Annotated in this window: 23 protein-coding genes; 12 read left to right on the forward strand and 11 right to left on the reverse strand. The window is 62.2% G+C overall.

The features are described 5' to 3' along the window. Positions 1–8 precede the first annotated feature (8 nt). Positions 9–704, reverse strand: a complete 696-nt coding sequence (locus CHEJ32_RS0113635) for a GntR family transcriptional regulator (RefSeq protein WP_028034360.1) — start codon at positions 702–704, stop codon at positions 9–11. A gap of 78 nt (positions 705–782) precedes the next feature. Beyond that, on the reverse strand, positions 783–1,952 hold the full coding sequence (locus CHEJ32_RS0113640; protein ID WP_028034361.1) for a pyridoxal phosphate-dependent aminotransferase: 1,170 nt from the start codon (positions 1,950–1,952) through the stop codon (positions 783–785). Between the two features lie 145 nt (positions 1,953–2,097). Here CHEJ32_RS0113640 and CHEJ32_RS24830 point away from each other — a divergent pair, with 145 nt between their 5' ends. After that, a complete protein-coding gene (locus CHEJ32_RS24830; protein WP_084032817.1) occupies positions 2,098–2,973 on the forward strand; it encodes an alpha/beta hydrolase in 876 nt (291 codons plus the stop codon). Between the two features lie 23 nt (positions 2,974–2,996). Here CHEJ32_RS24830 and CHEJ32_RS0113650 read toward each other — a convergent pair whose 3' ends face one another. From CHEJ32_RS0113650 to CHEJ32_RS0113675, 6 genes are read right to left on the reverse strand one after another with little or no spacing between them, the layout of a single operon-like run. After that, positions 2,997–4,262 (reverse strand): ABC transporter substrate-binding protein, encoded by a 1,266-nt coding sequence (locus CHEJ32_RS0113650; RefSeq protein WP_028034362.1) that lies wholly within the window; start codon positions 4,260–4,262, stop codon positions 2,997–2,999. After that, on the reverse strand, positions 4,259–5,596 hold the full coding sequence (locus CHEJ32_RS24835) for an FAD-binding oxidoreductase (RefSeq protein ID WP_051469688.1): 1,338 nt from the start codon (positions 5,594–5,596) through the stop codon (positions 4,259–4,261). Before CHEJ32_RS24835 ends, CHEJ32_RS0113650 begins: the two co-directional genes overlap by 4 nt. Positions 5,597–5,598: 2 nt before the next feature. Next, positions 5,599–6,543, reverse strand: a complete 945-nt coding sequence (locus CHEJ32_RS0113660) for a branched-chain amino acid ABC transporter permease (RefSeq protein WP_028034363.1) — start codon at positions 6,541–6,543, stop codon at positions 5,599–5,601. Then, the gene (locus CHEJ32_RS0113665) at positions 6,540–7,445 is read right to left on the reverse strand and encodes a branched-chain amino acid ABC transporter permease (protein ID WP_051469681.1); all 906 of its coding nucleotides are present in this window, start codon (positions 7,443–7,445) and stop codon (positions 6,540–6,542) included. The genes CHEJ32_RS0113660 and CHEJ32_RS0113665 overlap by 4 nt, the downstream gene beginning before the upstream one ends. Then, the gene (locus CHEJ32_RS0113670; protein WP_028034365.1) at positions 7,445–8,176 is read right to left on the reverse strand and encodes an ABC transporter ATP-binding protein; all 732 of its coding nucleotides are present in this window, start codon (positions 8,174–8,176) and stop codon (positions 7,445–7,447) included. Before CHEJ32_RS0113670 ends, CHEJ32_RS0113665 begins: the two co-directional genes overlap by 1 nt. Then, on the reverse strand, positions 8,173–8,982 hold the full coding sequence (locus tag CHEJ32_RS0113675; RefSeq protein ID WP_051469682.1) for an ABC transporter ATP-binding protein: 810 nt from the start codon (positions 8,980–8,982) through the stop codon (positions 8,173–8,175). The genes CHEJ32_RS0113670 and CHEJ32_RS0113675 overlap by 4 nt, the downstream gene beginning before the upstream one ends. Positions 8,983–9,062: 80 nt before the next feature. Here CHEJ32_RS0113675 and CHEJ32_RS0113680 point away from each other — a divergent pair, with 80 nt between their 5' ends. After that, positions 9,063–9,455: a RidA family protein gene (locus tag CHEJ32_RS0113680; RefSeq protein ID WP_028034367.1), complete on the forward strand. Its 393-nt coding sequence runs from the start codon at positions 9,063–9,065 to the stop codon at positions 9,453–9,455. A gap of 150 nt (positions 9,456–9,605) precedes the next feature. On the opposite strand, the gene CHEJ32_RS0113685 is transcribed toward CHEJ32_RS0113680, so the two are convergent. Further along, positions 9,606–10,130, reverse strand: coding sequence for a DUF992 domain-containing protein (locus CHEJ32_RS0113685; RefSeq protein ID WP_028034368.1), 525 nt, complete (start codon positions 10,128–10,130; stop codon positions 9,606–9,608). Positions 10,131–10,407: 277 nt separating this feature from the next. Between CHEJ32_RS0113685 and CHEJ32_RS27160 the strand changes: the two genes are divergently transcribed. Continuing rightward, on the forward strand, positions 10,408–10,527 hold the full coding sequence (locus CHEJ32_RS27160) for an aldehyde dehydrogenase family protein (RefSeq protein ID WP_156936701.1): 120 nt from the start codon (positions 10,408–10,410) through the stop codon (positions 10,525–10,527). A gap of 75 nt (positions 10,528–10,602) precedes the next feature. On the opposite strand, the gene CHEJ32_RS0113695 is transcribed toward CHEJ32_RS27160, so the two are convergent. Continuing rightward, positions 10,603–11,823 carry an acyl-CoA dehydrogenase gene (locus CHEJ32_RS0113695; RefSeq protein ID WP_028034369.1) on the reverse strand — a complete coding sequence of 407 codons (1,221 nt, stop codon included), beginning with the start codon at positions 11,821–11,823 and terminating at the stop codon, positions 10,603–10,605. A 120-nt stretch (positions 11,824–11,943) separates the two neighbouring features. Between CHEJ32_RS0113695 and CHEJ32_RS0113705 the strand changes: the two genes are divergently transcribed. From CHEJ32_RS0113705 to CHEJ32_RS24855, 9 genes are all read left to right on the forward strand, one after another. Continuing rightward, positions 11,944–12,882: a LysR family transcriptional regulator gene (locus CHEJ32_RS0113705; protein WP_028034370.1), complete on the forward strand. Its 939-nt coding sequence runs from the start codon at positions 11,944–11,946 to the stop codon at positions 12,880–12,882. Between the two features lie 51 nt (positions 12,883–12,933). After that, entirely contained in the window at positions 12,934–13,383 is a 450-nt protein-coding gene (locus CHEJ32_RS24840) for an Rrf2 family transcriptional regulator (RefSeq protein ID WP_034658386.1), read from the forward strand. A gap of 408 nt (positions 13,384–13,791) precedes the next feature. Continuing rightward, positions 13,792–15,258: an FAD/NAD(P)-binding protein gene (locus CHEJ32_RS24845; RefSeq protein WP_051469683.1), complete on the forward strand. Its 1,467-nt coding sequence runs from the start codon at positions 13,792–13,794 to the stop codon at positions 15,256–15,258. Positions 15,259–15,329: 71 nt separating this feature from the next. Continuing rightward, positions 15,330–16,352, forward strand: coding sequence for a sulfate ABC transporter substrate-binding protein (locus tag CHEJ32_RS0113720; protein ID WP_028034371.1), 1,023 nt, complete (start codon positions 15,330–15,332; stop codon positions 16,350–16,352). 1 nt (position 16,353) lies between these two features. Then, positions 16,354–17,214, forward strand: coding sequence for a sulfate ABC transporter permease subunit CysT (cysT, locus tag CHEJ32_RS0113725; RefSeq protein ID WP_028034372.1), 861 nt, complete (start codon positions 16,354–16,356; stop codon positions 17,212–17,214). After that, a complete protein-coding gene (gene cysW, locus CHEJ32_RS0113730) occupies positions 17,204–18,085 on the forward strand; it encodes a sulfate ABC transporter permease subunit CysW (RefSeq protein WP_028034373.1) in 882 nt (293 codons plus the stop codon). The genes cysT and cysW overlap by 11 nt, the downstream gene beginning before the upstream one ends. Positions 18,086–18,095: 10 nt before the next feature. Further along, positions 18,096–19,208, forward strand: coding sequence for a sulfate/molybdate ABC transporter ATP-binding protein (locus tag CHEJ32_RS24850; protein WP_051469684.1), 1,113 nt, complete (start codon positions 18,096–18,098; stop codon positions 19,206–19,208). Between the two features lie 120 nt (positions 19,209–19,328). Beyond that, positions 19,329–21,059: an SLC13 family permease gene (locus tag CHEJ32_RS0113740; RefSeq protein ID WP_028034374.1), complete on the forward strand. Its 1,731-nt coding sequence runs from the start codon at positions 19,329–19,331 to the stop codon at positions 21,057–21,059. 70 nt (positions 21,060–21,129) lie between these two features. Then, complete coding sequence (locus CHEJ32_RS24855; protein WP_034658389.1) at positions 21,130–21,969, forward strand: SIR2 family protein; 840 nt, start codon at positions 21,130–21,132, stop codon at positions 21,967–21,969. An 82-nt stretch (positions 21,970–22,051) separates the two neighbouring features. On the opposite strand, the gene CHEJ32_RS28065 is transcribed toward CHEJ32_RS24855, so the two are convergent. Continuing rightward, positions 22,052–22,150, reverse strand: coding sequence for a hypothetical protein (locus CHEJ32_RS28065; protein ID WP_371179806.1), 99 nt, complete (start codon positions 22,148–22,150; stop codon positions 22,052–22,054). Between the last annotated feature and the right edge of the window lie 13 nt (positions 22,151–22,163).

A 22,163-nucleotide genomic window follows, 5' to 3' on the forward strand; every position in this document is an offset into this window, starting at 1 on the left:
GCGCGGGCTCAAGCCGCCTCGCTGCGGCAGAGCTCGCGCAACAACATCTGCGTGCCCGTGATATCGGCGATCATGTGTTCCCGGGCCGCAGTGCCGTCGCGCCGACGAAGCGCGTCGACGATCGCCTGGTGATGGTTGGAAAACGGCTGATGGAGCCCGGTTCCCATGCGCGGGGCGATATAGGATGAGAGCATGCGCATATAGGGTCCGTAGCGCAGCCAGAGCGAATCGATCAGTTGCACCAGCACCTCCGAACGAGAGGCGCGGTATATGGCGAAGTGGAAATCCCGGTTCTTGAGCAGCATGTCGTAGACGTTGCCGCTGGCGCTGCTCGCCTCATGCTCGGCCATGTGCAGCTCGACGGCTTCTATTTCGTCGGCCTGGATGTTGCCTGCCGCGATCTCCGTTGCCAGCCCCTCGAGGGCAACACGGGCGCGGCAGATATCGTCGAGGCGTTCGACCGAGACGGTCGGAACGCAAGCTGAACCGTTGGAGGCGATCTCCAGTGCGTTCTCCGCGCCAAGCCGCCGCAGCGCCTCACGCACCGGCATATGGCTCGTCTGAAACGACTTTGCCAGCGATGCGATGGTCAAGGCCTGCCCCGGATCAAAGCGGCCGGTAATCAGTGCACTGCGCAGCTGGAAATAGATACCGTCGCTGATGGTGATGCGCGAGGAGACGGGCTCTAGTGAATCATCAAGCATTTGCCCTCCTCTCCTTTCCTTTGCTCTCTTACTGGTTAAAAGAGATGATCCGCTCGCGCCAGCAACCGGTTTCTCTCCTCACAGCGAATTAAAGAATCTGCTGAGCCTATCCATAGCCTCTTCAAGGCGCTCATAGCTTTGCGAGCCGAAGCAGATCCGCAGGTGATTCTCACCCAGTGGACCATAGAAGCTCCCAGCCTCCACCACCACATCGACCTGTTCCAGGATCGCATCGGCCGCTTCCTGCGCCTTAAGGCCCGTGCCGCTGATATCCGGGAATGCATAGATCGTGCCTTCCGGCCGGGGGCAGACCACGCCAGGCATCTGGTTGAGACGGCTTACTACCAGGTCACGTTTGCGCCTGTCGTCATCGACCATCTCCTCCAGCACTTCGGCTGGGCCGGAAACGGCTGCGAGCGCGCCATACTGGATGAATGTGTTGACGTGGGTGACCTCCGTCGCGGTGATCTTCATCAGCGCCGGGATCATCGATCTGTCGGCCGCCAGATAGCCGAGCCGCCACCCGTCCATGGCATAGGCCTTGGTGAAGGCGAACATGCTGACAGTGCGTTCCTTCATTCCCGGCAAGGAAGCGATGCTGATGTGCTGCGCGCCGTCGAAGACGATTTGCTCATAAACTTCGTCCGAGACGACCGCGAGATCGTGCTCGATGGCGAGATCGGCAAGGACTTGGAGCTCCTCGCGGGAATAGACCCTACCGGTCGGATTGGATGGATTGACGAGCACGATCATACGCGTGCGGGGCGTGATCAGCGGCGCGATCAAGTCCTTGCGGATGCGGTACCCGGCCGACTTGTCGAGCGGCGCCATCACCGGCTTGCCGCCTGCCATTTCCACCTTGCCCACATGCTGCGGGTAGTAGGGTTCGAGAAGGATAGCCTCCTCCCCTTCATCCAGCAGCGCCATGAAGGCGGCAAAGGAGGCCTGGGTCAGGCCGTTGGTCACGAGGATTTCCGAAGCAGACACGTCGATACGATTGTAGTCGCGGACCTTTGCTGCAAGCGCCTCGCGCAGTTGCGGAATGCCTTGCATGTCGCTGTAATGCACTTCGCCCGCCTGAAGGGCGCGTATGGCCGCCTGCTTGATGTGCTCCGGCGTGTCGTGCACCGGCTGCCCGAGTTCCAGATGAATGAGATCGCGCCCGTCCTTTGCCATGGCCGCCGCCTTGGCGAACATGCCGTAGCTCTTCTTGGAGGTTTGCGTGATGCGTCTCGCGAATTTCGGCATTGAATATCCAGTCTCTTATGGTCTCGATGGAAGCGGTTCAGAACCGCGCTTGAAAATATCTGCCCCGCCGCGATGCCCCCTTGCTCGGAGGCATGCCGACTTCTAGGTTCGCCCGACCGGCACATGATGAAATACGGGGCGGAAAATGGCTGACAGGGATATGGATCATCAATTTTCGCTGGACGATGTCCGCGATCTCGAGACCATCTTCGCACGCCGCGCGACCGCCGCGCAGGCCGCGCTCGCGGCCTTCGATGTTGAAAGAGGCATCGCCTACGGCATGGCGCCGGGCGAGCGGCTCAACATTTTCCCCCCACGCAATCGCGACGGAGCCGCACCGGTGCAGATCTTCATCCATGGCGGCTTCTGGCGCTCCCTGGATGCGGATCTCTTTAGCTTCCTGGCACCGGGCTTTGTACCCTTCGGTGCTGTGCTGGTCGTGATCGACTATCCGCTCATGCCAACGGTGCGCATGGCCGAGCTTGTCGAGGCCTGCCGCAAAGCCGTTCGATGGACGCATGCGAACTGCGCCCGTTATGGAGGCGACCCCGATCGAATCTTCATCTCGGGCAACTCGGCCGGCGGGCATCTTGTGGCCGAACTCATGGACCGCGCATGGCTTCGTGGCACCGGACTTCCCGAAAACCTGATCAAGGGTGGTACCGCAATCAGCGGCATTTTCGACCTGGAACCGGTCACCCGCTCCTTCCAGAACGACGAGATCAGGCTCACGGCCGAAGAGGTGCGCGCCTTCAGCCCGCTCCGCCGGCAGCTCGATCTCGCCGCGCCCCTCATCGTCACGGTTGGGGGTGACGAGACCGAAGAGTTCCTGAGGCAGTCGGCGGATTTCGCGCAGCACGCCGAGCGCTGCGGCGCCCCCGTCTTGAATATCCCCGTGCCTCAAACGAACCATATCACCGTCGTCCTCGATGCGCTGGCCGATCCTGCCCAGGAACTGAACCGTGCCGTCCGTGCGCAAATGGGGCTTTCGACCCCGGTAGACGCGCCGGCGATCTCTTAGACCGCCGGCCGTCGCTCACTTCCTTAGTTGTCGATCTCGCCGATGGCCGCCGAGACCCGCTGATTGTCCCACTTGTCCAGGGTCACGAGTTCGCCGTCCTTGACGCCCCAGATCAGGTAGGGGCCCGTAACGTCGCCGTTCTGGTCGAATTCCAGCGGACCGGTCGCGCCGACGTAACGGATCGCCTTGCCTTCCGAGATCAGCTGCTTCGCCTTCTTGAAGCCTTCGACACCTGGGTAAATGACCTCGCCGTCGCCGCTCGTGATCTTGCGGATGTTGTCGCGGATGGCGGTTCCGGTGGCCTCGCCCGCCTGCTCCATGGCGAGCAGAGCCACGGCGGCTGCGTCATACATCGTGTGGAGCCCGGGGCCGTTCGGCGCGCTTCCGAAAGCGGCTTCCCAAGCCTTGTTGAAGGCGTCGACCGATTCTCCTTCGACCTGGGCGTTGTCGATGCCGAACGCATCGGCCAGGTACTCGGCGCCCACGGACTCGACAAACTCGTCGGCGCGAAGCGCATTGCTGAAAACGAATTTCTGCGGGCCGCCGAAAGAGATCCACTCACGCGTGACGGTCGCGCCATCTGCCGGGAATGCGACCAGGAAGAGCGCTTCCGGCTCGCCCTGAAGTGCAGCATTCACCTCGGCACGATAGGAGGCCTGCTCCTGGTTGTAGGCCACCATATTGGTCACCGTGACGCCAAGCTTCTCGATATCCTGCTTGAAGCGGCCGGCAAGGCTCACGCCATAATCGGAATTCACATGGATGATGGCGATCTTCTTGTATCCGCGCTCCGCGGCGATCTTCGCCAGCACCGCAGCCTGGGGCCGGTCCGTCGGAAGCGTGCGGAACCAGTAACCCTGTGTGCCTCCTTCGGCAGCAAGGGTGGTGAAGGAGGGCGCGCTTGAGCAGCAGGAGATCTGCGTCACCTTTGCCGGCACGGTCACCGATGTCAGGATCGGTAGGGAAACGCCTGACTGAATCGCACCGAGCAGCACCGGCACCTTTTCGATTTCCACCAAGGTCTTGGCCGCGTCGACGCCCACATTGGGCGAACCCTGGTCGTCGCGGAGGATGTATTTCACGCTGCAATCATTGACGCCGCCGGCTTCGTTGAAATGGTCGACGGCAAGCTTCCCTGCATCGCCGATCGCGGACCCGATCGCCGCCATCGAGCCGGTGATGGACAGGACCGAGCCGATGGAGATTTCGCAGGATTGAGCGCTCGCCATCGTAGACGAGCCGATGAGAAGGCCGACGCCCACGGCGCCGGACGCAAGCAGGTGTTTCATGGGTTTTCCCCTTTCAAGGTTGGAGTGTTCAGCGCCTTTGCGGCTGTTCTTCTTGTTGTCCGCCAGTCGTTCCACATGCCCTGGACCAGAAAGGCCGAGGGAGCTGCGCGCGCGACGGTGCGGAAGGGTATCGAGGCCGGTTCGGAAACCGGCACGGGCAATTCCTCGAGAGCGGTTCCCGTAGCGGCATCCGCCAGCACTTCGCCGAGCATGGTGGTCATGGCGACCCCGCGGCCATTGCAGCCGGTCGCCCCCAGAAATCCCGGGCCGAAGCGATAGATATGCGGCAGGAAGTCGGTGGTGACCGCCGCCGTCCCGCGCCACACATGGGCGACACGCGGCACCTCGGGAAGATGGAGCTCGCGCGCCAACCGCCGCGCAATGCGGGCAGCCATGCGGCGCTCAGCCGCCAGCGGCACGATGGCCATGCCGCCGGAAATCAGGCGGTTGTCGGCATCGAGCCGGAAAGTGAAGATGTTCGCCCGCGTGTCGGATACCGGCTCGCGGCGAGGCGAAAAGCGGTCGGTCAGCGCCTTTGCAAGCGGCTCTGTCGCTATCTGGTAAACGGTGAGCGGGATGATCTGCCGCGACAGCCGCACGGCAGCCCCTTCCGCCTCCGCATTGGTGCACAACAGCACCTTTCGTGCCCGGACGGCGCCCTGATGCGTCTGCAGCTGCCATCCCGCCCCTGTTTGGCTCGCATCAGTAACGGCGGCATCTTCGACGATCCGCGCTCCCGCCGCGATCGCCGCCCTTGCCAAGGCCCAGGCATAGGCGAGCGGGTTGATCATGCCGCCGGACGAATCTGCCAGCGCACCATGATAGATGTCCATGCCCGTCCGCCCGGCGGTTTCGGCCGCGTCGATCCAGTGCACGGGGCGGCCAAGCGCCTGCCACGCCTCGACACGCCTGCGAAGGGCGTCCGCCACGGCGGTGGAATGGGCCGGCTGCAGCCAGCCGTTCTGCTCGGCCTGTCGCCCAAGCCCGCCTTCCCGTGCCAGCTCGAACACGCGCTCACCGCCGCGTCCGACCAGGTTGAGAAGCTGCGTGCCCTTCTCACGCCCGAGCCGCGCGACGACCGCCGCGGGATCGGCCTTCGAGAAGTTCGGGACGACGAAGCCTGCGTTGCGCCCGCTGGCGCCCCAGCCGATCTCATGCGCTTCCAGAAGCAGCACCTCGACGCCGCGGCGCGCCAGATGGAGTGCCGCGCTCAAGCCGGTGAAGCCGCCGCCGACGACGGCAACCTCTACCTCTGCCTTGCCGTCCAGACGGCCAAAGACCGGCTTTGTCCCCGCCGTGGCACGCCATAAGGTATCTGGAGCGCGACGATCCATCTTCATCTCGTGTGCCTGGAAACGGCTTCCGTCTCGCCGATCAGGCCGCGCGGACGGAAGATCAGCGTCAGCACGATCAGGAGGCCAATCAGGATGACCTGAATCGCGCCGCCCTGGGACTGGTAGGCCACAGGCAACAGGCGGCTGATCCCGAGCCCGCTCATGGTCCACAGACCCCACACGCCGACTGCCCCGACAATGGCGCCGAGATTGTTGCCGCTGCCGCCGACGATCAGCATGGCCCATATCTGGAAGGTAAGGATCGGCAGGAAATCGAGCGGACTTACATAGCCTATGAAGCCCACATAGAGTCCGCCGGCGAGCCCCATCAGCGTGCAGCCGAGAACGAAGACCTGCAGCCGGATCGCAGCCGGGTTCTTGCCCAGCGAACGGGCGGCCGTCTCGTCTTCCCGCACCGCCTTCAGCATGCGCCCCCAGGGAGAACGCACCGCCACTTCAAGGGCGACGTAGACGAGGATGGCGATTACTGCGACAAAGCAGAGATAGAACATATTGTAGGCGCCGGGCGATCCGAACAGCTCGAAAAGCGGCCTCGGAAGTCCGACAAGCCCCTGCGCCCCGCCCGTCAACGCCTCGAAATTCAACGCGACCAGCTGGATGCTGATCGCGATGCCGAATGTCGCGATCGCAAGATATTCCTCGCGCAGCCGCAAGGTGGCGAGCCCCACGATCAACGCCGCCAAGGCGGCAAGCACCATCCCGCCGATGACGGCCACGGGGAAAGGCAAGCCGAAACCGCCGATAAGCTGAGCGCGGTCTGGCCCAACCAGCACCGCCGTACCATAGGCACCGATGGCGAAGAAACCGACCACGCCGGCATTGAAGAGGCCGGTATATCCCCACTGCAGGTTGAGGCCCATGGTCACGATCGAATAGGTGAGCGCGACGATAAGGAAGAAGACGAGGTAAGCTGCAAATCCGCTCATTTCGCACCTCCGACGCTTCCCGCAAAAATCCCCGTGGGGCGCAGGTAAAGCACGGCGAGAAGGATGATGAAGGGTACGGCCATCTTGTAGCCGGCCGGCACGATGAGAACGGCGAAGGATTCGGCAAGCCCCACGATCAGCCCCCCGATCACCGCGCCGAACACATTGCCTACGCCGCCGAGGATGACGGCCGCGAAGAGCGGCAGGATAAGGTGGAAGCCTATTTCGGGGCGAAGCTGCACGGTCAATCCGTAGAGCACGCCGGCGACCGTCGCGAGCGAAGCGCCGATGACCCAGGTCCAGCGCACCACCACCCGCGTATCGAGGCCATTGACCCTGGCGAGTTCCGGGTTTTCCGCAAGCGCCCGCATGGCAAGGCCGAGCCGCGTCTTCTGCAGGAAGAAGTGCAGCCCCACCACGATGATCGCGGTGATGCCGAGCGTGAAGAGCTGGTCAGGCAGGATCCGCATGCCCGGTAGCACCGGAACCGCGATCTGCAGCGTCCGCGAATAATACTGCGCGGCGCCGCCGAAGATCAGAAGGATCACCATGCGCACCAGCAGCGAGACGCCGAAGGAGCCGAAAACGATCGTGAGATGATTGGTGTGCTGCCGCAGAGGACGATAGACCAGCCAATCGATCGCCAAGGCCAGCAGCGACGTGAGAACCGCCGCCACCAGGGTGGCGAAGATCAGCGGTATCCCGAAGGAGAAAGGAGCGATCGGCCCGAGGAACGCGCCGGTCAGGCCGAGCACGGCGAGCGCCATATAGGCACCCCAGGTCACCAGCTCTGCATGGGCGAAATTGGCAAAGCGCAGAATGCCCATTGTGAGCGTCAGCCCGATTGCGCCAAGGGCAATGATCGAACCACTCAGGATTCCGTCGGCAAGAGCTTGTAGCATCAGCGTTTGCGCCCCCCAGCGCCGAGATAGATGGATGCGACTTCCGGATCTTCGGCAATGGACTTCGAGGGTCCGTCGATCCGGTTGCGGCCTTCCGCGAAGACATAGGTTCGATGGGAGATGGCCAGAGCAGCCTTGGCGTTCTGCTCCACCATCAGGATTGCAACGCCCGTTTCCACCAGAGCCTTCAGGCGCTGGAAGACTTCCGAGACCATCAAAGGCGATAGACCGGCGCTCGGCTCGTCGAGCATGATCAGGCGCGGCTCGGTCAGGAGCGCCCGCGCAACCGCCAGCATCTGCCTTTGTCCGCCCGAAAGCACCCGCGCCTTCTTGTGGCGGTAGTCCTTCAGTGCCGGAAAGTTCTCATAGCCGAGCTCGATCCGGCGCTGAGCCTCAGCCTTGGGCAGCGAGGATGCACCAACGAGCAGATTCTCGTTGATGGTGAGCGTGGTGAAGACATTCGCCGTCTGCGGCACATAGGCGATGGAAGCAGCGGCCATCGTGTGCGTGGGAAGCCGCGTGATGTCCCGCCCGCCGAGAGCCACCCGTCCCGAAGAGATAGGCACCACCCCCGCTATCGCCTTGATGAGCGTGGATTTCCCGGCGCCGTTCGGGCCGATGATCGTCACCATCTCGGCCTCGCCCACATTAAGCGAGATGCCGTGGACGATAGGCAGGTCCGGCCGGTAGCCAGCCACCACCTTTTCCACTTCGAGCAGAGGGGTGTTCATTCGACCGCTCCTCCCAGATACGCTTCGATGACCTGAGGGGCGGAGATCACGCTGTCTGGGGTGCCTCGGGCGATCACCTTGCCCGTCGCCATCACGACGATCTCGTCGCAAAGGGACATGATGAAATCCATATTGTGCTCGATGATGAGGAAGGTCAGCCCGCGCTTGTTGAGCTCGACGATTCGATCCACGATGGTGTCGAGGAGCGCCGGGTTGACACCTGCCCCCGGCTCATCGAGCAAGACGATTTTCGGATCGGCCATCAGCGCGCGGGCGAGTTCCACAAGCTTCTGCTGGCCGCCGGAAATGGACCCCGCCAATTGACGTTCGACCGGAGACAGGCCGCAGAACTCGATGATCGAGCGCGCCTTTTCCAGGATCTCCCTTTCCTGACGCGCCACCAGCCCAGGCCGCAACCAGGTGTTCCAAAAGCGCTCGCCATGCTGGCCCGGGGGGACGAGCATCACATTCTCGAGCACAGTCATGCGCGGGAACGGCCGTGGAATCTGGAAGGTCCGCGCAAGGCCGCGCGTGAACACCTTGTAGGGCGGAAGCGAATCGATGCGCGTCCCATCGAGCAGCACTTCGCCGCCATCGAACGGCATCTCCCCCGCGACCGCATTGAAGAGCGTCGTCTTGCCGGCACCATTCGGGCCGATCAAGCCGGTGATGCGCCCTGCCTCTGCCGTGAAGCTGACGCCATCCACTGCCCGGTTGGCGCCGAAGCGCTTTTCCACGTTTTTGATTTCGAGCTTTCCTGCAGCGCCCCCGCGCGCTGCTCGGTCAGGCAACGGACCCGCGTCCATTCAGTGTTCCCCTTCTTTCTTGACGTAGAACGGTAGTTGTGATCACGTGATCACGTCAAGATATTTTGAGGTTAAAATTTATGCCCCAGGGAAAGCGCTGGACGGTCAATTCCGGCTCGAAGTTCGAAGAGATGGCAGGCTATTCGCGCGCCGTGATCGACGGCGAGTGGATTTTTGTTTCCGGAACGGCCGGCTACAATTTCGAGGACGGCACGATTTCCGAAGATGCGGCGGAGCAGACGCGGCAATCTCTCCGCACGATCGAACAGGCGCTGAAACAAGCCGGAGCCACGCTGGCCGACATCGTTCGCGTGCGCGTTTTCATCGCCGACAGGGCAGACGTCATGACGGTCTCGCGCGTGTTGGGCGAAACCTTTTCCGACCCCCGTCCCACCAATACCACGATTATCTGCGGCTTTGCCGAAGAAGCGATGAAGGTGGAACTCGAGGTCACCGCGCTAAAGCGCAGATAAGATTCGGGATCTGCGCTCGCGCGCTGCGGTCCATTCCGTGAGGGTTGGCGAAAACAAATGCCCGCTCCTGCCGATGCAGAAGCGGGCATTCACGAATTTATGGCTGTAACGTTCCTAAGTCCTTGGACGTCCAAAGGTCGAGGTAAGCTATCAGTTTACCGAGGCGAGGGTGACCGAAGTGCCGGCGGCGGCCAAGTTAAGGCCGAGCTGTCCTGTGAGACTGACGGGCTGAAGATGGATCGAGCCGGCTGTGCCGCCAACCAGGATGTTCGCTCCGACGCCTGCACCGACGGTGGCTTCCGCCGTCGCCCCGTTATAGATTCCGCTCAGCGAACCCTGATGATAGCCTGCGGTGGGCGCGAAGACGGCCCATACCAGGCGTCCGCGTGTGGTGAAGCCTACGTCGACGCCGAGTTTGCGAATCGTTCCCACATAGCGGTCCGCAACATCTGAACCTGTGGCCGGGCGGAACAGGCAGTCCAGCTCCTTCGCAGAACCCAGCACATAACCCAGGCCACCGCCTATCCCGCATTCCAGATATCCGATCCGCACCCCGCCGCGCGGCCCCGCTGGCTGGTACTCCTCCGTAACCTGGTATCTGGGAAGATCGGCAGCGCTCGCAGCCGAAGCGAGCAGGATAGCCGAGGCAAAGACGGTGGCAGAAAGCTTGCTCATCATTGTCTCCTTAAAATGCGTCATCCTATGCGCCGGGTATATAGAGCCCGTTATGGCGAAAGCATGCCTCCCGATCCAATTAGGATTATGTTCTCAATAACTTGGGCCAGACATGCTGGAAAAACAACGTTATGAGTCAGCGGTTGGTTGCTTCAGGTTTAACAGCAACCGCGCCTCTTCATGGCCCGGAGCGAAGTCGCGGATGTGGTTTTAGATCAGGTCCATCAAGGAACGCGCGGCAGCGGAAGGGGAGATATCCGGCCGCCAAGCCAGGCCGATGGACCTGGCGGTACCCTTTCGCGGCTTCAAGCAGAGCGGCTACGGCCGGGAGAGCGGCCATCATCACCTGGACGAGTTCATGGCCGTGAAATCGGTCTGGATCGATACGGCAGCTTGAACGAAGCCGGACCGACTTCTCATGATTTCGATATTGCTGCGGGCCGGGCCCGCAGCAATATGGCTGGCATTCAGATCAGAAGAACGCCTGAAGCCCCGTCTGAGCGCGCCCCAGGATAAGGGCATGCACGTCGTGCGTGCCTTCATAGGTGTTGACCGTCTCCAGGTTCTGCGCGTGCCGCATGACCTGATATTCGACCTGAATGCCGTTTCCGCCATGCATGTCACGGGCCATGCGGGCGATGTCCAGCGCCTTGCCGCAATTGTTGCGCTTGACGATGGAGATCATTTCCGGCGCGAATTTGTGCTCGTCCATGAGCCGGCCGACGCGCAAGCTGGCCTGAAGGCCAAGCGCGATCTCCGTTTGCATGTCGGCAAGCTTCTTCTGGAAAAGCTGCGTCGCCGCCAATGGCCGGCCGAACTGCTGGCGGTCTAGCCCGTATTGGCGGGCCCGATGCCAGCAATCTTCCGCCGCTCCCATAACACCCCAGGAAATGCCGTACCGGGCGCGGTTAAGGCATCCGAACGGCCCCTTCAGTCCCGAGACATTGGGAAGAAGCGCATCTTCCGGAACCTCGACGCCATCCATCACCACCTCGCCGGTAATCGACGCACGCAGCGAAAGCTTGCCGCCGATCTTGGGCGCCGAAAGGCCCTTCATGCCCTTCTCGAGAACGAAGCCGCGGATCTGGTTGTCATGGGCGGCAGATTTTGCCCAAACCACGAAAACGTCGGCGATCGGTGCGTTGGAGATCCACATCTTCGAGCCGATCAGCCTGTAGCCGCCGTCAATCTTCTCCGCTCGCGTCTTCATGGATCCGGGATCGGATCCCGCATCGGGTTCCGTCAGCCCGAAGCAGCCGATGAATTCTCCCGAAGCAAGCTTCGGCAGATATTTCTTGCGCTGCTCCTCCGAGCCATAGGCGTAGATGGGAAACATCACGAGCGAGGATTGCACGCTCATCATCGAGCGGTAGCCAGAATCCACGCGCTCGACCTCTCGGGCAACGAGCCCGTAGGAGACGTAATTGGCGCCTGCGCCGCCATATTCCTCCGGAACCGTCACGCCCAGAAGACCTGCCTCACCCATCTCGCGGAAAATGCCGGGATCGGTCTCCTCGTTCATATAGGCGTGTTCGATACGAGGACGGAGCTTTTCCTCCGCAAACCCGGCCGCGGCATCGCGGATCATGCGCTCTTCCTCTGTGAGTTGATCCTCCAGCAGGAACGGATCATCCCACGCGAAACGCGCGCGGTCGGATTTGTCGCCCGAAGGCTGATGCGAGCTATTGGACATGCGGTTCCTCGTCATGATTGAGCTGGAGGTGGCAACCTGCCTGAGTGACGGGTTTATCTGTAGCATCCAGACCCGAGAAATCCTATTTGGGCGTAAGTTGATGCATAAAACGCATATGTCATGACCCGTCCGCGCCGCTTCCTTCCCTCCATAAGCCTGCTTGCCGCATTCGAAGCTGTCCTGCGAACGGGTTCGACGGCAGCGGCGGCACGCGAGCTGGACCTGACGCAGGGCGCGGTGAGCCGCCTCCTACAAAATCTGGAGGAACAGCTCGGGCAACAGCTCTTCATCCGCCACCGCCGCCGCCTTATCGCCACCGAGTCTGCGCGATCTTACGGACGGGATATCACGCGGGCGCTCGACCTCATTCAACGCGCCAGCATCGAGCTGACGACCAATCCGGGCGGCGGCGTTCTCTCCCTGGCAATGCTTCCAGCCTTCGGAACGCGCTGGCTTGCCCCCCGCCTCGGCTCTTTTCTCGACGCCCATCCCGGCATCACAATCAATCTCGCCACCCGCCTGAAGCGCTTCAATTTCGCTGCGGAAGGTTTTGATGCGGCAATTCATTTCGGCTCGGATGATTGGCGGGATGCGGAGCATCTGAAACTCTTCGATGAACAACTCACCGCCTGCGCGGCCCCTGCCCTTCTCTCCAACACTCCGGTGGAGAAGGCGGAAGACCTGGCCCGGCTGCAGCTCTTCCAGATCGAATCCCGGCCCAATGCCTGGGCCGTCTGGTTCGCGGCCCAAGGGGCACAAGCAACGCCGAGCCGCGGGATGCTCTTCGACCAATACGCGCCGATGACACAGGCGGCGATAGCCGGGCTCGGAGTAGCCCTCCTGCCGGAATATCTCGCAGGACCGGAGATCGCCGACGGGCGCCTCGTCCCGCTTCTCAGACGTGCCGTGCGAGGCGACGGCTCCTACTGGCTGGTCTGGCCCGAAACCCGAGCCAGCTATCCTCCGCTCGAGGCATTCCGCACCTGGCTTGCAGAGGAAACTCTGCCGCTGCGTGCGGCCGAGGTTGACGCAAGGCGTCAGACACGACAAACTCGATAGGCATAAGTTGAATCCTGCTCTTGCGGCGTCGCAAGAGCCCGCTGCAAGGCCATGATCTCACAGAAAGCAAAATATGCCCTGCGAGCGCTGATCGCGCTTGCGCGGGCCGAGAACCCGGGCGATGTGCTGCTGATCTCCGATATCGCCGAGCGGCAGCGCATTCCCAAGAAATTCCTCGAGCAGATCCTGCTCGACCTGAAGCATCACGGCGTCGTGGTTAGCCGCCGCGGCAAGCTGGGCGGCTATCTCCTTCTCAAAAAGCCCTCGGAGATCACCTTCGGCGAAGTGCTGCGCATCATCGATGGACCGATCGCCCCGCTTCCCTGCCTGAGCCGGATGGCATACCGGCGTTGCGAGGACTGCGCCGAAGAGGAAGCGTGCGAGGTTCGCCGTGTCTTTGCCCGGGTGGCAGCTGCAACCCGTGATGTTCTCGACGGTACGACCATCGCCGATTGCATAATGGGAGAGGTCCGGGATGAGGCGCGCGCGCTGATCGCATAGACAATGCCGGCCATCAAACAGCGGCTCGATGGGGTCCCATCGATGTCCTCTGAGGCGGCGAAAAAGCACAGGGCAGAGAGCCTTTCAAATGCGCGGATAGGCTCATCGCAGCGGTCCCGAATTTAGCCATTTGACCTCTATCGCGGCTCTCCGCCGGTAGGCCCTGCGGGAACCTTCCTCCTATTCTGTTGATTTTATCCGCCAGTCGGGTTTTAATACTCTACCGTTCCGATAGAGTTAATCTTCCATGGAGACAGACATGACTCGGAACCTTTTGGCGTCTGCCCCGTCCGGGGCCTTACTGTGGCCCACCCTGTGATCGGCCCGCGTCGCCCGTAATCCCGACATCGACAAACGAAGTGCTCCGGGCGTCGAGCTTGGCTCGATGCACCGAGAAGGGAGGCACTGATGACCAGCAATGCGCGTTCCATCGCCATTATCGGCGCGGGCTTCTCGGGAACAAGCATGGCGATGCAGCTGCTTCGCCGCGCATCCGCGCGAGATCGCATCCTTCTTTTCGAGAAATCGCCGCACCTGGGCCGGGGCGTTGCTTACGGCACGAGCGATCCCCGACACCTTCTCAACATCCGCGCCGGGCGCATGGGTGCGTTCGACGAGGACCCGCAGGGCTTCCTCACATGGCTCAACGGCCCTGGTTCCGGCGATATCGAGCCGCTTCAGCGGCCGGTTTCCCCTGAGGCGTTCGTTCCCCGGCGGTTCTACGGCCGCTATCTGCAGCACTGCCTGCAGGAAGCGCTGCCGCCGCCCGAAAACGAGCAGCAGTTTCAGCGCGTGAGTGGAGAGGTGGTAGATATCATCCCGGCGGTGAACTGCCTTCTGGTGAAGTTGCAGCACGGCGCATTATTCGCAGTGGATCGGGCGATCCTCGCTCTCGGGAACCAGGCGCCGGATCGGAACCGGCTGCCCCATTATGTCGGCGATCCGTGGAATGAGGACGCATTGCACGATCTCGATGCCGCAGCGGATGTGCTGATCATCGGGACCAGCCTGACAATGGTCGACACGGTCCTCTCTCTCCTCGCCAAAGGGCATTTAGGGCGAATATATGCGGTGTCGCGACGTGGCCTGCTCCCCCAGACCCATTCAGTCGAAGGCCGGCAAGCCAGATGGCCGTTGATGATGCCGCTACCGAACACCTGTCTCGGCCTTCTCCGGCTGGCGCGGTCAGCGGCTGGACAGGCGGCCTCTGCAGGTCGACCCTGGGAGGAGGTCATTGAAGCGTTCCGCCCACATATCCAGGCGATCTGGCACGATCTGCCACTTGCTGAACGCAAACGCTTTCTCCGGCACCTTCGGCCGTGGTGGGAGATGCACCGCCACCGGATCCCCTTTGAGGCAGCGGCAAAAGTGGCAGAGGCGATCCGCTCCGGACAACTGCGCGTCATGGCCGGCCGCATTGAGGATCAGAACCCCTGCGATGAAGGCGTGGAGGTCCGCATCCGCGCTCGTGGACACACGAAATCAGAATGGCTTCGGGTCGCAAGAATCATCAACTGCTCCGGGCCAAAAACGGATTATGCGGCAGGCGAATCCGATCTCCTCCGGAACCTCGTCGCGCGCGGCGATGCGCGACCCGACCCACTCGCACTTGGCCTCGACGTTGCCCCGAGCTGTGCTGTCCTCAACGCCAATGGCCGTCCCTCCGATCGCCTCTATGCCGTCGGACCCCTGACGCGCGGCGTCCATTGGGAGATAACAGCCGTTCCCGAAGTCCGACGGCAATGCGCAGACCTTGCAGACCAACTTAGTGGCGCCGGGAATGCCCGTGCGGGTCCGGCGGATCCGACTGAGTCGAGCAAACTCAGTTCGCAACCTGCCGGACCAGCCGGAAGCCCATTCCAAAAGAGCGCTTGATTTTAGCTGGCCACCACATTCCAATACTCTACTTAGTAGATAGAGTTTAAAGGCTAACCACGGAGGCAGCCATGACTCTCAGTCGAAAAACGTTCCTCTTCACCGCCGCCCTTGCCGCGAGCGTGCAGTTCGGGGGACTGGGTTTCGCGTTCGCCGATACGACTCTTCTCAACGTGTCCTACGACCCCACGCGCGAACTCTACAAGGACTTCAACGCTGCCTTCGCCGCGAAATGGAAGGCCGATACCGGCGAGACCGTTACGATCCGCATGTCCCATGGCGGTTCCGGTGCCCAGGCGCGAGCGGTCATCGACGGCCTGGAAGCGGACGTGGTCACGCTCGCCCTCGAGGCGGATATCAATGCCATTGCGGAAGCCACCGGCAAGATCCCTGTCGATTGGCGCAGCAAGCTGCCCAACAACAGCGCGCCTTATACCTCAACCATCGTTTTCCTCGTCCGCAAGGGAAATCCCAAGGGCATCAAGGATTGGGACGACCTGATCAGGGACGACGTTCAAGTGATCACTCCGAACCCGAAGACCTCAGGTGGCGCACGCTGGAACCTGCTGGCCGCCTGGGGCTGGGCCAACGAGAAATTCGGCGGCGACGAGGCAAAGGTGCGCGACTACGTAACCCAGCTTTACCGGCACGTACCGGTTCTCGATACCGGCGCGCGCGGTTCAACCACAACCTTCGTCCAGCGGGGCATCGGCGATGTCCTGCTCGCCTGGGAGAACGAAGCCTTCCTCGCGCTTGAGGAGCTTGGCCCGGACCAGTTCGACATCATAGTGCCGTCGATCTCCATCAAGGCCGAACCGCCTGTCGCGCTCGTCGACGGCAATGTCGATCAAAAGGGCACGCGCAAGGTGGCCGAGGCCTATCTGGAATATCTTTATTCCGATGCCGGCCAGAAGATCGCTGCCAAGCACTTCTACCGCCCGGCCAATCCGGAAGCCGCCGATCCGGAAGACATGAAACGTTTTCCGGACGTGAAGCTGGTCACGATCGAGGATTTCGGCGGCTGGAAGGAGGCGCAGCCGCGCTTCTTCGCCGATGGTGGCCTCTTCGACCAGATCTACAAGCCAGGGCAGTAACATGACAGCCACCCTCGCGGCGGCGGGGTGGCGACCGCGGAAGCCGAGCGTCATCCCCGGATTCGGGCTGACGCTCGGCTTCACGCTCGCTTACCTCTCCCTCATCGTTCTTATCCCGCTTGCCGGCATCGTCTGGCGTTCGGCCGCCCTCGGCTGGCCGCGCTTCTGGGCAATCGCCACGGACGAGCGCACATTGCAGGCGCTGAAAGTGAGCTTCGGCACCGCGCTCGTGGCCGCGCTGGTGAACGTGTTCTTCGGCACGATCGTCGCCTGGGTCCTGGTACGATACCGCTTCCCCGGCCGCCGCATCATCGATGCGATGGTCGATCTACCCTTTGCTTTACCCACCGCCGTGGCCGGCATTGCGCTCACGGCGATCTACGCCCCGAATGGCTGGATCGGCAGCCTTCTTACGCCGCTGGGGGTCAAGATCGCCTTCACGCCCGTGGGCATCGTCATCGCGTTGATCTTCATCGGCCTGCCGTTCGTGGTGCGGACGGTGGAGCCTCTGATCGAGGAAATCGACGCGGAAGTGGAAGAAGCAGCGGCGACGCTGGGCGCAAAGCGCCTGCAGACGATCTCACGCGTCCTGCTGCCTGCCCTTGCGCCGGCCATACTGACAGGCTTTGCGCTCGCCTTTGCGCGCGGCGTAGGCGAATACGGCTCGGTGATCTTCATCGCCGGCAATATTCCTTATGTCTCCGAGATCGCGCCTCTCCTGATCGTCATCCGGCTGGAGGAATTCGACTACGCGGCTGCCACCGCAATCGCCGCGATCATGCTCGCTTTGTCCTTCGCCATGCTCCTCGTCATCAACCTCATTCAGGCGTGGAGCCGCAGGAGGTTCGGTCATGGTGCTTGAGGTTTCTTTCGCTCATCAGCCTGCTGCATCGCAACCGGCGCCCATCACAGAAACGCCGGTCGTGCGGATCGTCCTGATCTCGGCTGCACTCGCCTTTTTGGCCTTTTTCCTGGTCCTGCCGCTCATCGTGGTCTTTGTGGAGGCACTCAGAAACGGGTTTGATGCCTATCGCTCTGCGCTCACCGAGCCGGACACGGTCTCAGCCATCCGGCTCACACTGCTTGTCGCGGCCATCGCAGTGCCTTTGAACCTCGTCTTCGGCGTCGCCGCCGCCTGGGCGATCGCAAAGTTCGAGTTCAAGGGCAAGGCGTTCCTGATCACCCTGATCGACCTTCCCTTCTCGGTCTCGCCCGTGATCTCTGGCCTCGTCTATGTGCTGCTCTTCGGCGCCGGCAGCGTGCTCGGTCCCTGGCTGAAATCATACGGCATCGAGGTCCTCTTCGCCGTACCGGGCATCGTGCTCGCCACCATCTTCGTCACCTTCCCCTTCGTCGCCCGCGAACTCATTCCGCTGATGCAGGATCAGGGTACGGGCGATGAGGAGGCAGCGCTCTCGCTGGGTGCATCGGGATGGCAGACCTTCCGGCTCGTCACGCTCCCCAATATCAGGTGGGGCCTTCTCTACGGCGTTCTGCTCTGCAATGCCCGCGCCATGGGTGAGTTCGGCGCGGTCTCGGTGGTTTCGGGCCACGTGCGCGGCTTGACGAACACGATGCCGCTGCAGGTGGAGATCCTCTACAATGAATACAATTTCGCGGCCTCCTTCGCCGTCGCTTCGCTCTTGGCCCTGCTCGCGCTTTTGACGCTTGGCCTCAAGAGCATCCTCGAGTTCCGCTACGGCGACCACATCGCCGGCGCCAGCAAGCATTAGGAGAAGAACCATGGATCTCTCGATCAGACGGGTTCGCAAGGAGTTCGATCATTTTCCCGCGCTGCACGATGTCTCCCTTGACATCAGCTCGGGGGAGCTCATTGCCCTTCTTGGCCCCTCCGGCTCCGGGAAGACGACGCTTCTGCGTCTCATCGCGGGCCTAGAAAGCCCTACAGCCGGCGCCATCTTCTTCGGAGAGGAGGATGCTTCGCACAAAAGCGTGCAGGAGCGGCATGTCGGCTTCGTGTTCCAGCACTATGCGCTTTTCCGCCATATGACCGTCGCCGAGAATGTTGGCTTCGGCCTCAAGGTTCGCCCTTCAGCGCTACGGCCACCTAAAGCGGAGATCCGCCGGCGCGCTGCTGAACTGCTCGATCTGGTCCAGCTCTCCGGCCTGGAAAAGCGCTACCCGCACCAATTGTCAGGCGGGCAGCGCCAGCGCGTGGCGCTCGCCCGTGCGCTCGCCATCGAGCCACTCGTCCTCCTTCTCGACGAGCCTTTCGGCGCGCTGGATGCGCAGGTGCGGCGCGAGCTCAGGCGCTGGCTGCGCGAAATCCATGAGGCCACCGGCCACACCACTGTGTTCGTGACACATGACCAGGAGGAAGCATTGGAACTGGCCGATCGCGTAGTGGTGATGAGCCAGGGCCGGATCGAGCAAGTCGGCACCGCCGACGAGGTTTACGACGAGCCGAACTCGCCGTTCGTCTATGGTTTCATCGGCGATTCCAGCGCTCTCCCCGTCCGCGTCGAGAACGGGCAGCTCTGGACACAGGACAGGATGCTTGGGCTTTCGCTGCCGGGCGCACCGGACGGCGAGGCCGTGCTCTATTTCCGCCCACATGATGTCGAGCTCGTGGACGGCTGCGGCGGCTGCATCGCCGGAACTGTAGCAGCCAGCCGACGCGTCGCGGGTACGCGCAGGGTGGAACTAGAAATCGGCGGAGAGCGCGCCCGTGTCGAGATCGAGGTGCCGCTTGATCACAGGGCATCCGAAAAAAGCAGGATCGCCTTCAAGCCTCGGCGTTGGAAGGTGTTCTATCGCGATGGCGTGAAGGCTGCTCCGAAATCTCCTCACGCTCAAGCACATGAAGGCCGGATCCTGGCCCTCACGGGTGCCTGACAAGAGCACACGACGAGACATCTCCTATGCGAGGGAGCTACGCTCCTTCGTGCTCGCATGATATCGCTTGCCTGACTTCAGCCGCTTGCCGCGGCGCCTTGAGACGAGACGCAAGCGATTATGACTTTCGACCAGGCAGCGATCCTCATTCTTCTCGTCGGTATGCTCGCTGCCTTCGCGATCGACCGGATAAGGATGGAGATCGTGGCGCTGGGAGGCCTCGCGATCGGCGTCTTCCTGGGGCTGGTTCCGGCGGAAGGCGCCTTCCACGGCTTTGCCAGCCCGGCCTTCCTCACCGTGGTTGAGGTACTCCTCATCGCGCAGGTATTGGGACACTCCGGCTTGTTGGACAGGCTTGCAGCGCGCATCCCTGCAACCGGGATGGGTGAAACCGGCCTAGTCGCGATCCTGTGCCTGATCACGGCCTTCATCTCCGTCTTCATGAACAATATCGGTGCACTCGCGCTCATGCTCCCTGTGATCTACAGCGTCTGCAGGGTTTCCGGCTTCGATCAGCGCCGCATGCTCATGCCCGTCAGCTTCGCAGCGCTTTTGGGCGGCCTCTGCTCCATCATCGGTACGCCGGCCAACCTGATCGTCAGCCAGCAGCTGGCAAGCCGCACCGGACATGGCTTCGCCTTTTTCGACTTTGCCTATGTGGGCGTTCCCGCCGCCTTAGCCGGTCTGGCGGTTTTGGTTCTCTGGACGCGTCGGGTTTTCACGCCCGAGGACCGGCGGCGCGTTCCGTTGCCCGGTCATTCCTTCCGTAGGATCGTGACCGAGGTTCTGGTTCCCAAGGGTTCGGAGCTGGACGGCGCCGCGGTGGACCGTTTTCCGGCCACCATCCACGCGATGCATCGCGACGGCCGGCATATCCTGTTTCAGCGCCCTGGCACGAGCATTGCCGCAGGTGATGTCCTCCTCATCGAGAGCGACCTTTCCAAGCTGGAAACCTGGCTTTCCGAACGGAAGCTCGTACTCCCGCACGGCTCGCCAGCAATCGGAGGCGGCTTGGTGGAGGCGGTCGTGATGCCGGAGAGCACTATCGTCGGTTCCCGTGTCCAGACGCTTGAAACCTTTTTCTCCCGCGGCATTCAGATCGTCGCCGTCGCGGCGCAGACGCCCCGCATCGAAGGCTCGCTCGCGGACCTGCAGCTCAGCATCGGCGATGTCCTCTTCCTGAAAGGTGAGGAAGAGGCTTTGAGGGAAGCTTTCGACGAAGCGGACATGCTTCCCCTCTGGCCAAGGCTTGCCAAACCGTCAGTCGAAAAACCATGGCTCCCCGTCATCGCCTTCGTTGCCGGCATTGCGCTTACCGCCTTTGGCTATGCCAGCCCGGAACTGGCCTTCGGCCTGGTCGTGCTGTTCCTCGCGGCTGTGGGAGCGCTCAATCTGCGCCGGGCGCTGGCCGATCTCGATTGGCCCATCCTCATTATGTTGGCGGCGATGATCCCGCTCGGCGCGGCCGTGGAATCCACCGGCGCAGCAGCAATCATGGCCGGCAATCTGATCTCCATTCTCCCCGCTGATAACCCGTTGCTGCTCGTCGGCGCTATCCTGGCGCTTGCGGTGGCGGTGACGCCCTTCGTCAACAATGCTTCCACGGCGATCGTGCTGGGGCCGGTTGCGATCGGCCTCGCCGACGCGGCCGGCCTTCCTCCCGAACCGTTCCTGATCGCGGTGGCGCTCGGCGCATCCATCGACTTCCTGACGCCGATCGGCCATCACAACAACACGGTCGTGATGGGTCTTGCCGGCTACCGCTTCACCGATTTCTTCAAGGCGGGATGGCCGGTCACTCTCGTCGTGTTTCTCATCGCGCTCTGCGCGCTCTGGCTCTTCTGGATCTAGACCGGGAGGCCTCCTGCTGGAACGTAGTCGGCTGACGCTCGTTACAGCGAACGGCTCGAGGAGCACCCGCATGTCCGATCCAATGGAAAAGCTTGCCGAAGCGATCAAGCGCAGAAGCGCCATCCTCTTTGTCGGGGCAGGCGTGTCCATGAGCGTCGGCCTGCCATCGTGGGACAGGCTCATCCGGCACATGGAGCAGGAGCTCGGCATCGATCCCGAAACCACGAAATCATCCCACTCCAGCTATCAAACTCTTGCCGAATACTACCGGCTGAAGCAGGGCAGCCTCGGTCCGCTGCGCAGCTGGATGGACCGGAACTGGAGCGTCTCGCGCGAGAAGGTCAAAGAATCCCTCCTCCACCGGCTCATCGTCGAGCTCGACTTCCCCATTATTTACACCACGAATTACGACCGGAACCTCGAAGTAGCCTTCGAGCTCTACGGGCGCGACTTCGTGAAAGTGGCCAACGCCCGCGACATCAGCCGCATTGCTGAAAACGCGACGCAGATCATCAAATATCACGGGGATTTCGATGAGGACGCCTCGCTCGTTCTCACGGAGACGGATTATTTCAACCGCCTCTCCTTCGATTCCCCGCTCGATGTAAAATTCCGTGCCGATGCGCTAGGCCGCACAATCCTCTTCATCGGCTACAGCCTCTCCGACATGAACATCAGGCTCCTCCTCCACCGCCTATGGCAGACCTGGCGGGATTCCGGCTACGAAAAGGACCGCCCACCCTCCTTTGTCTTCATGCCGAACCGCAATCCCGTAGAGGAGGCAGTTCTGGCGCGGTGGGGCATCACTGTTCTGAGTGAGGGAAGCGGCGACCCGCAGGAGGCCCTCGGGACCTTTCTCAAGCATCTCCTCGATATGACGCAGGATCGAGAGGGCGGATCGGAAGGCTGAGTCTTCCTGCCCTGCAGGCGAAATGCACCTCCCTTCGAGTGCTTGCGCCAAGCGCCCTGGCGCAGCCTGCTCGAAGTTCGGATCAAACGCGGTTTTGGAGATGCTCGTAGACCGATGCGAGATGTTGGCGCATCGCCTGTTCTGCGGCAAAGGGATCGCGGTCGGCAATCGCTTCGAACACTTTCTGATGCTGG

It is taken from the genome of Chelativorans sp. J32 (assembly GCF_000518985.1).
GTDB lineage: Bacteria > Pseudomonadota > Alphaproteobacteria > Rhizobiales > Rhizobiaceae > Chelativorans.

Bases quoted from the DNA above. Each gene is read 5' to 3' on its own strand.
- CHEJ32_RS24850 (WP_051469684.1), top strand. From the start codon at position 18,096: ATGGATCTCTCGATCAGACGGGTTCGCAAGGAGTTCGATCATTTTCCC.
- CHEJ32_RS24855 (WP_034658389.1), top strand. From the start codon at position 21,130: ATGTCCGATCCAATGGAAAAGCTTGCCGAAGCGATCAAGCGCAGAAGC.
- CHEJ32_RS0113680 (WP_028034367.1), top strand. From the start codon at position 9,063: ATGCCCCAGGGAAAGCGCTGGACGGTCAATTCCGGCTCGAAGTTCGAA.
- CHEJ32_RS0113675 (WP_051469682.1), bottom strand. From the start codon at position 8,982: ATGGACGCGGGTCCGTTGCCTGACCGAGCAGCGCGCGGGGGCGCTGCA.
- CHEJ32_RS27160 (WP_156936701.1), top strand. From the start codon at position 10,408: ATGGACCTGGCGGTACCCTTTCGCGGCTTCAAGCAGAGCGGCTACGGC.
- CHEJ32_RS0113635 (WP_028034360.1), bottom strand. From the start codon at position 704: ATGCTTGATGATTCACTAGAGCCCGTCTCCTCGCGCATCACCATCAGC.
- CHEJ32_RS24845 (WP_051469683.1), top strand. From the start codon at position 13,792: ATGACCAGCAATGCGCGTTCCATCGCCATTATCGGCGCGGGCTTCTCG.
- CHEJ32_RS0113665 (WP_051469681.1), bottom strand. From the start codon at position 7,445: ATGCTACAAGCTCTTGCCGACGGAATCCTGAGTGGTTCGATCATTGCC.
- CHEJ32_RS0113740 (WP_028034374.1), top strand. From the start codon at position 19,329: ATGACTTTCGACCAGGCAGCGATCCTCATTCTTCTCGTCGGTATGCTC.
- CHEJ32_RS24840 (WP_034658386.1), top strand. From the start codon at position 12,934: ATGATCTCACAGAAAGCAAAATATGCCCTGCGAGCGCTGATCGCGCTT.
- CHEJ32_RS0113685 (WP_028034368.1), bottom strand. From the start codon at position 10,130: ATGAGCAAGCTTTCTGCCACCGTCTTTGCCTCGGCTATCCTGCTCGCT.
- CHEJ32_RS0113640 (WP_028034361.1), bottom strand. From the start codon at position 1,952: ATGCCGAAATTCGCGAGACGCATCACGCAAACCTCCAAGAAGAGCTAC.
- cysW (WP_028034373.1), top strand. From the start codon at position 17,204: ATGGTGCTTGAGGTTTCTTTCGCTCATCAGCCTGCTGCATCGCAACCG.
- CHEJ32_RS0113660 (WP_028034363.1), bottom strand. From the start codon at position 6,543: ATGAGCGGATTTGCAGCTTACCTCGTCTTCTTCCTTATCGTCGCGCTC.
- CHEJ32_RS0113720 (WP_028034371.1), top strand. From the start codon at position 15,330: ATGACTCTCAGTCGAAAAACGTTCCTCTTCACCGCCGCCCTTGCCGCG.
- CHEJ32_RS0113705 (WP_028034370.1), top strand. From the start codon at position 11,944: ATGACCCGTCCGCGCCGCTTCCTTCCCTCCATAAGCCTGCTTGCCGCA.
- cysT (WP_028034372.1), top strand. From the start codon at position 16,354: ATGACAGCCACCCTCGCGGCGGCGGGGTGGCGACCGCGGAAGCCGAGC.
- CHEJ32_RS0113670 (WP_028034365.1), bottom strand. From the start codon at position 8,176: ATGAACACCCCTCTGCTCGAAGTGGAAAAGGTGGTGGCTGGCTACCGG.
- CHEJ32_RS24835 (WP_051469688.1), bottom strand. From the start codon at position 5,596: ATGGATCGTCGCGCTCCAGATACCTTATGGCGTGCCACGGCGGGGACA.
- CHEJ32_RS0113695 (WP_028034369.1), bottom strand. From the start codon at position 11,823: ATGTCCAATAGCTCGCATCAGCCTTCGGGCGACAAATCCGACCGCGCG.
- CHEJ32_RS24830 (WP_084032817.1), top strand. From the start codon at position 2,098: ATGGCTGACAGGGATATGGATCATCAATTTTCGCTGGACGATGTCCGC.
- CHEJ32_RS0113650 (WP_028034362.1), bottom strand. From the start codon at position 4,262: ATGAAACACCTGCTTGCGTCCGGCGCCGTGGGCGTCGGCCTTCTCATC.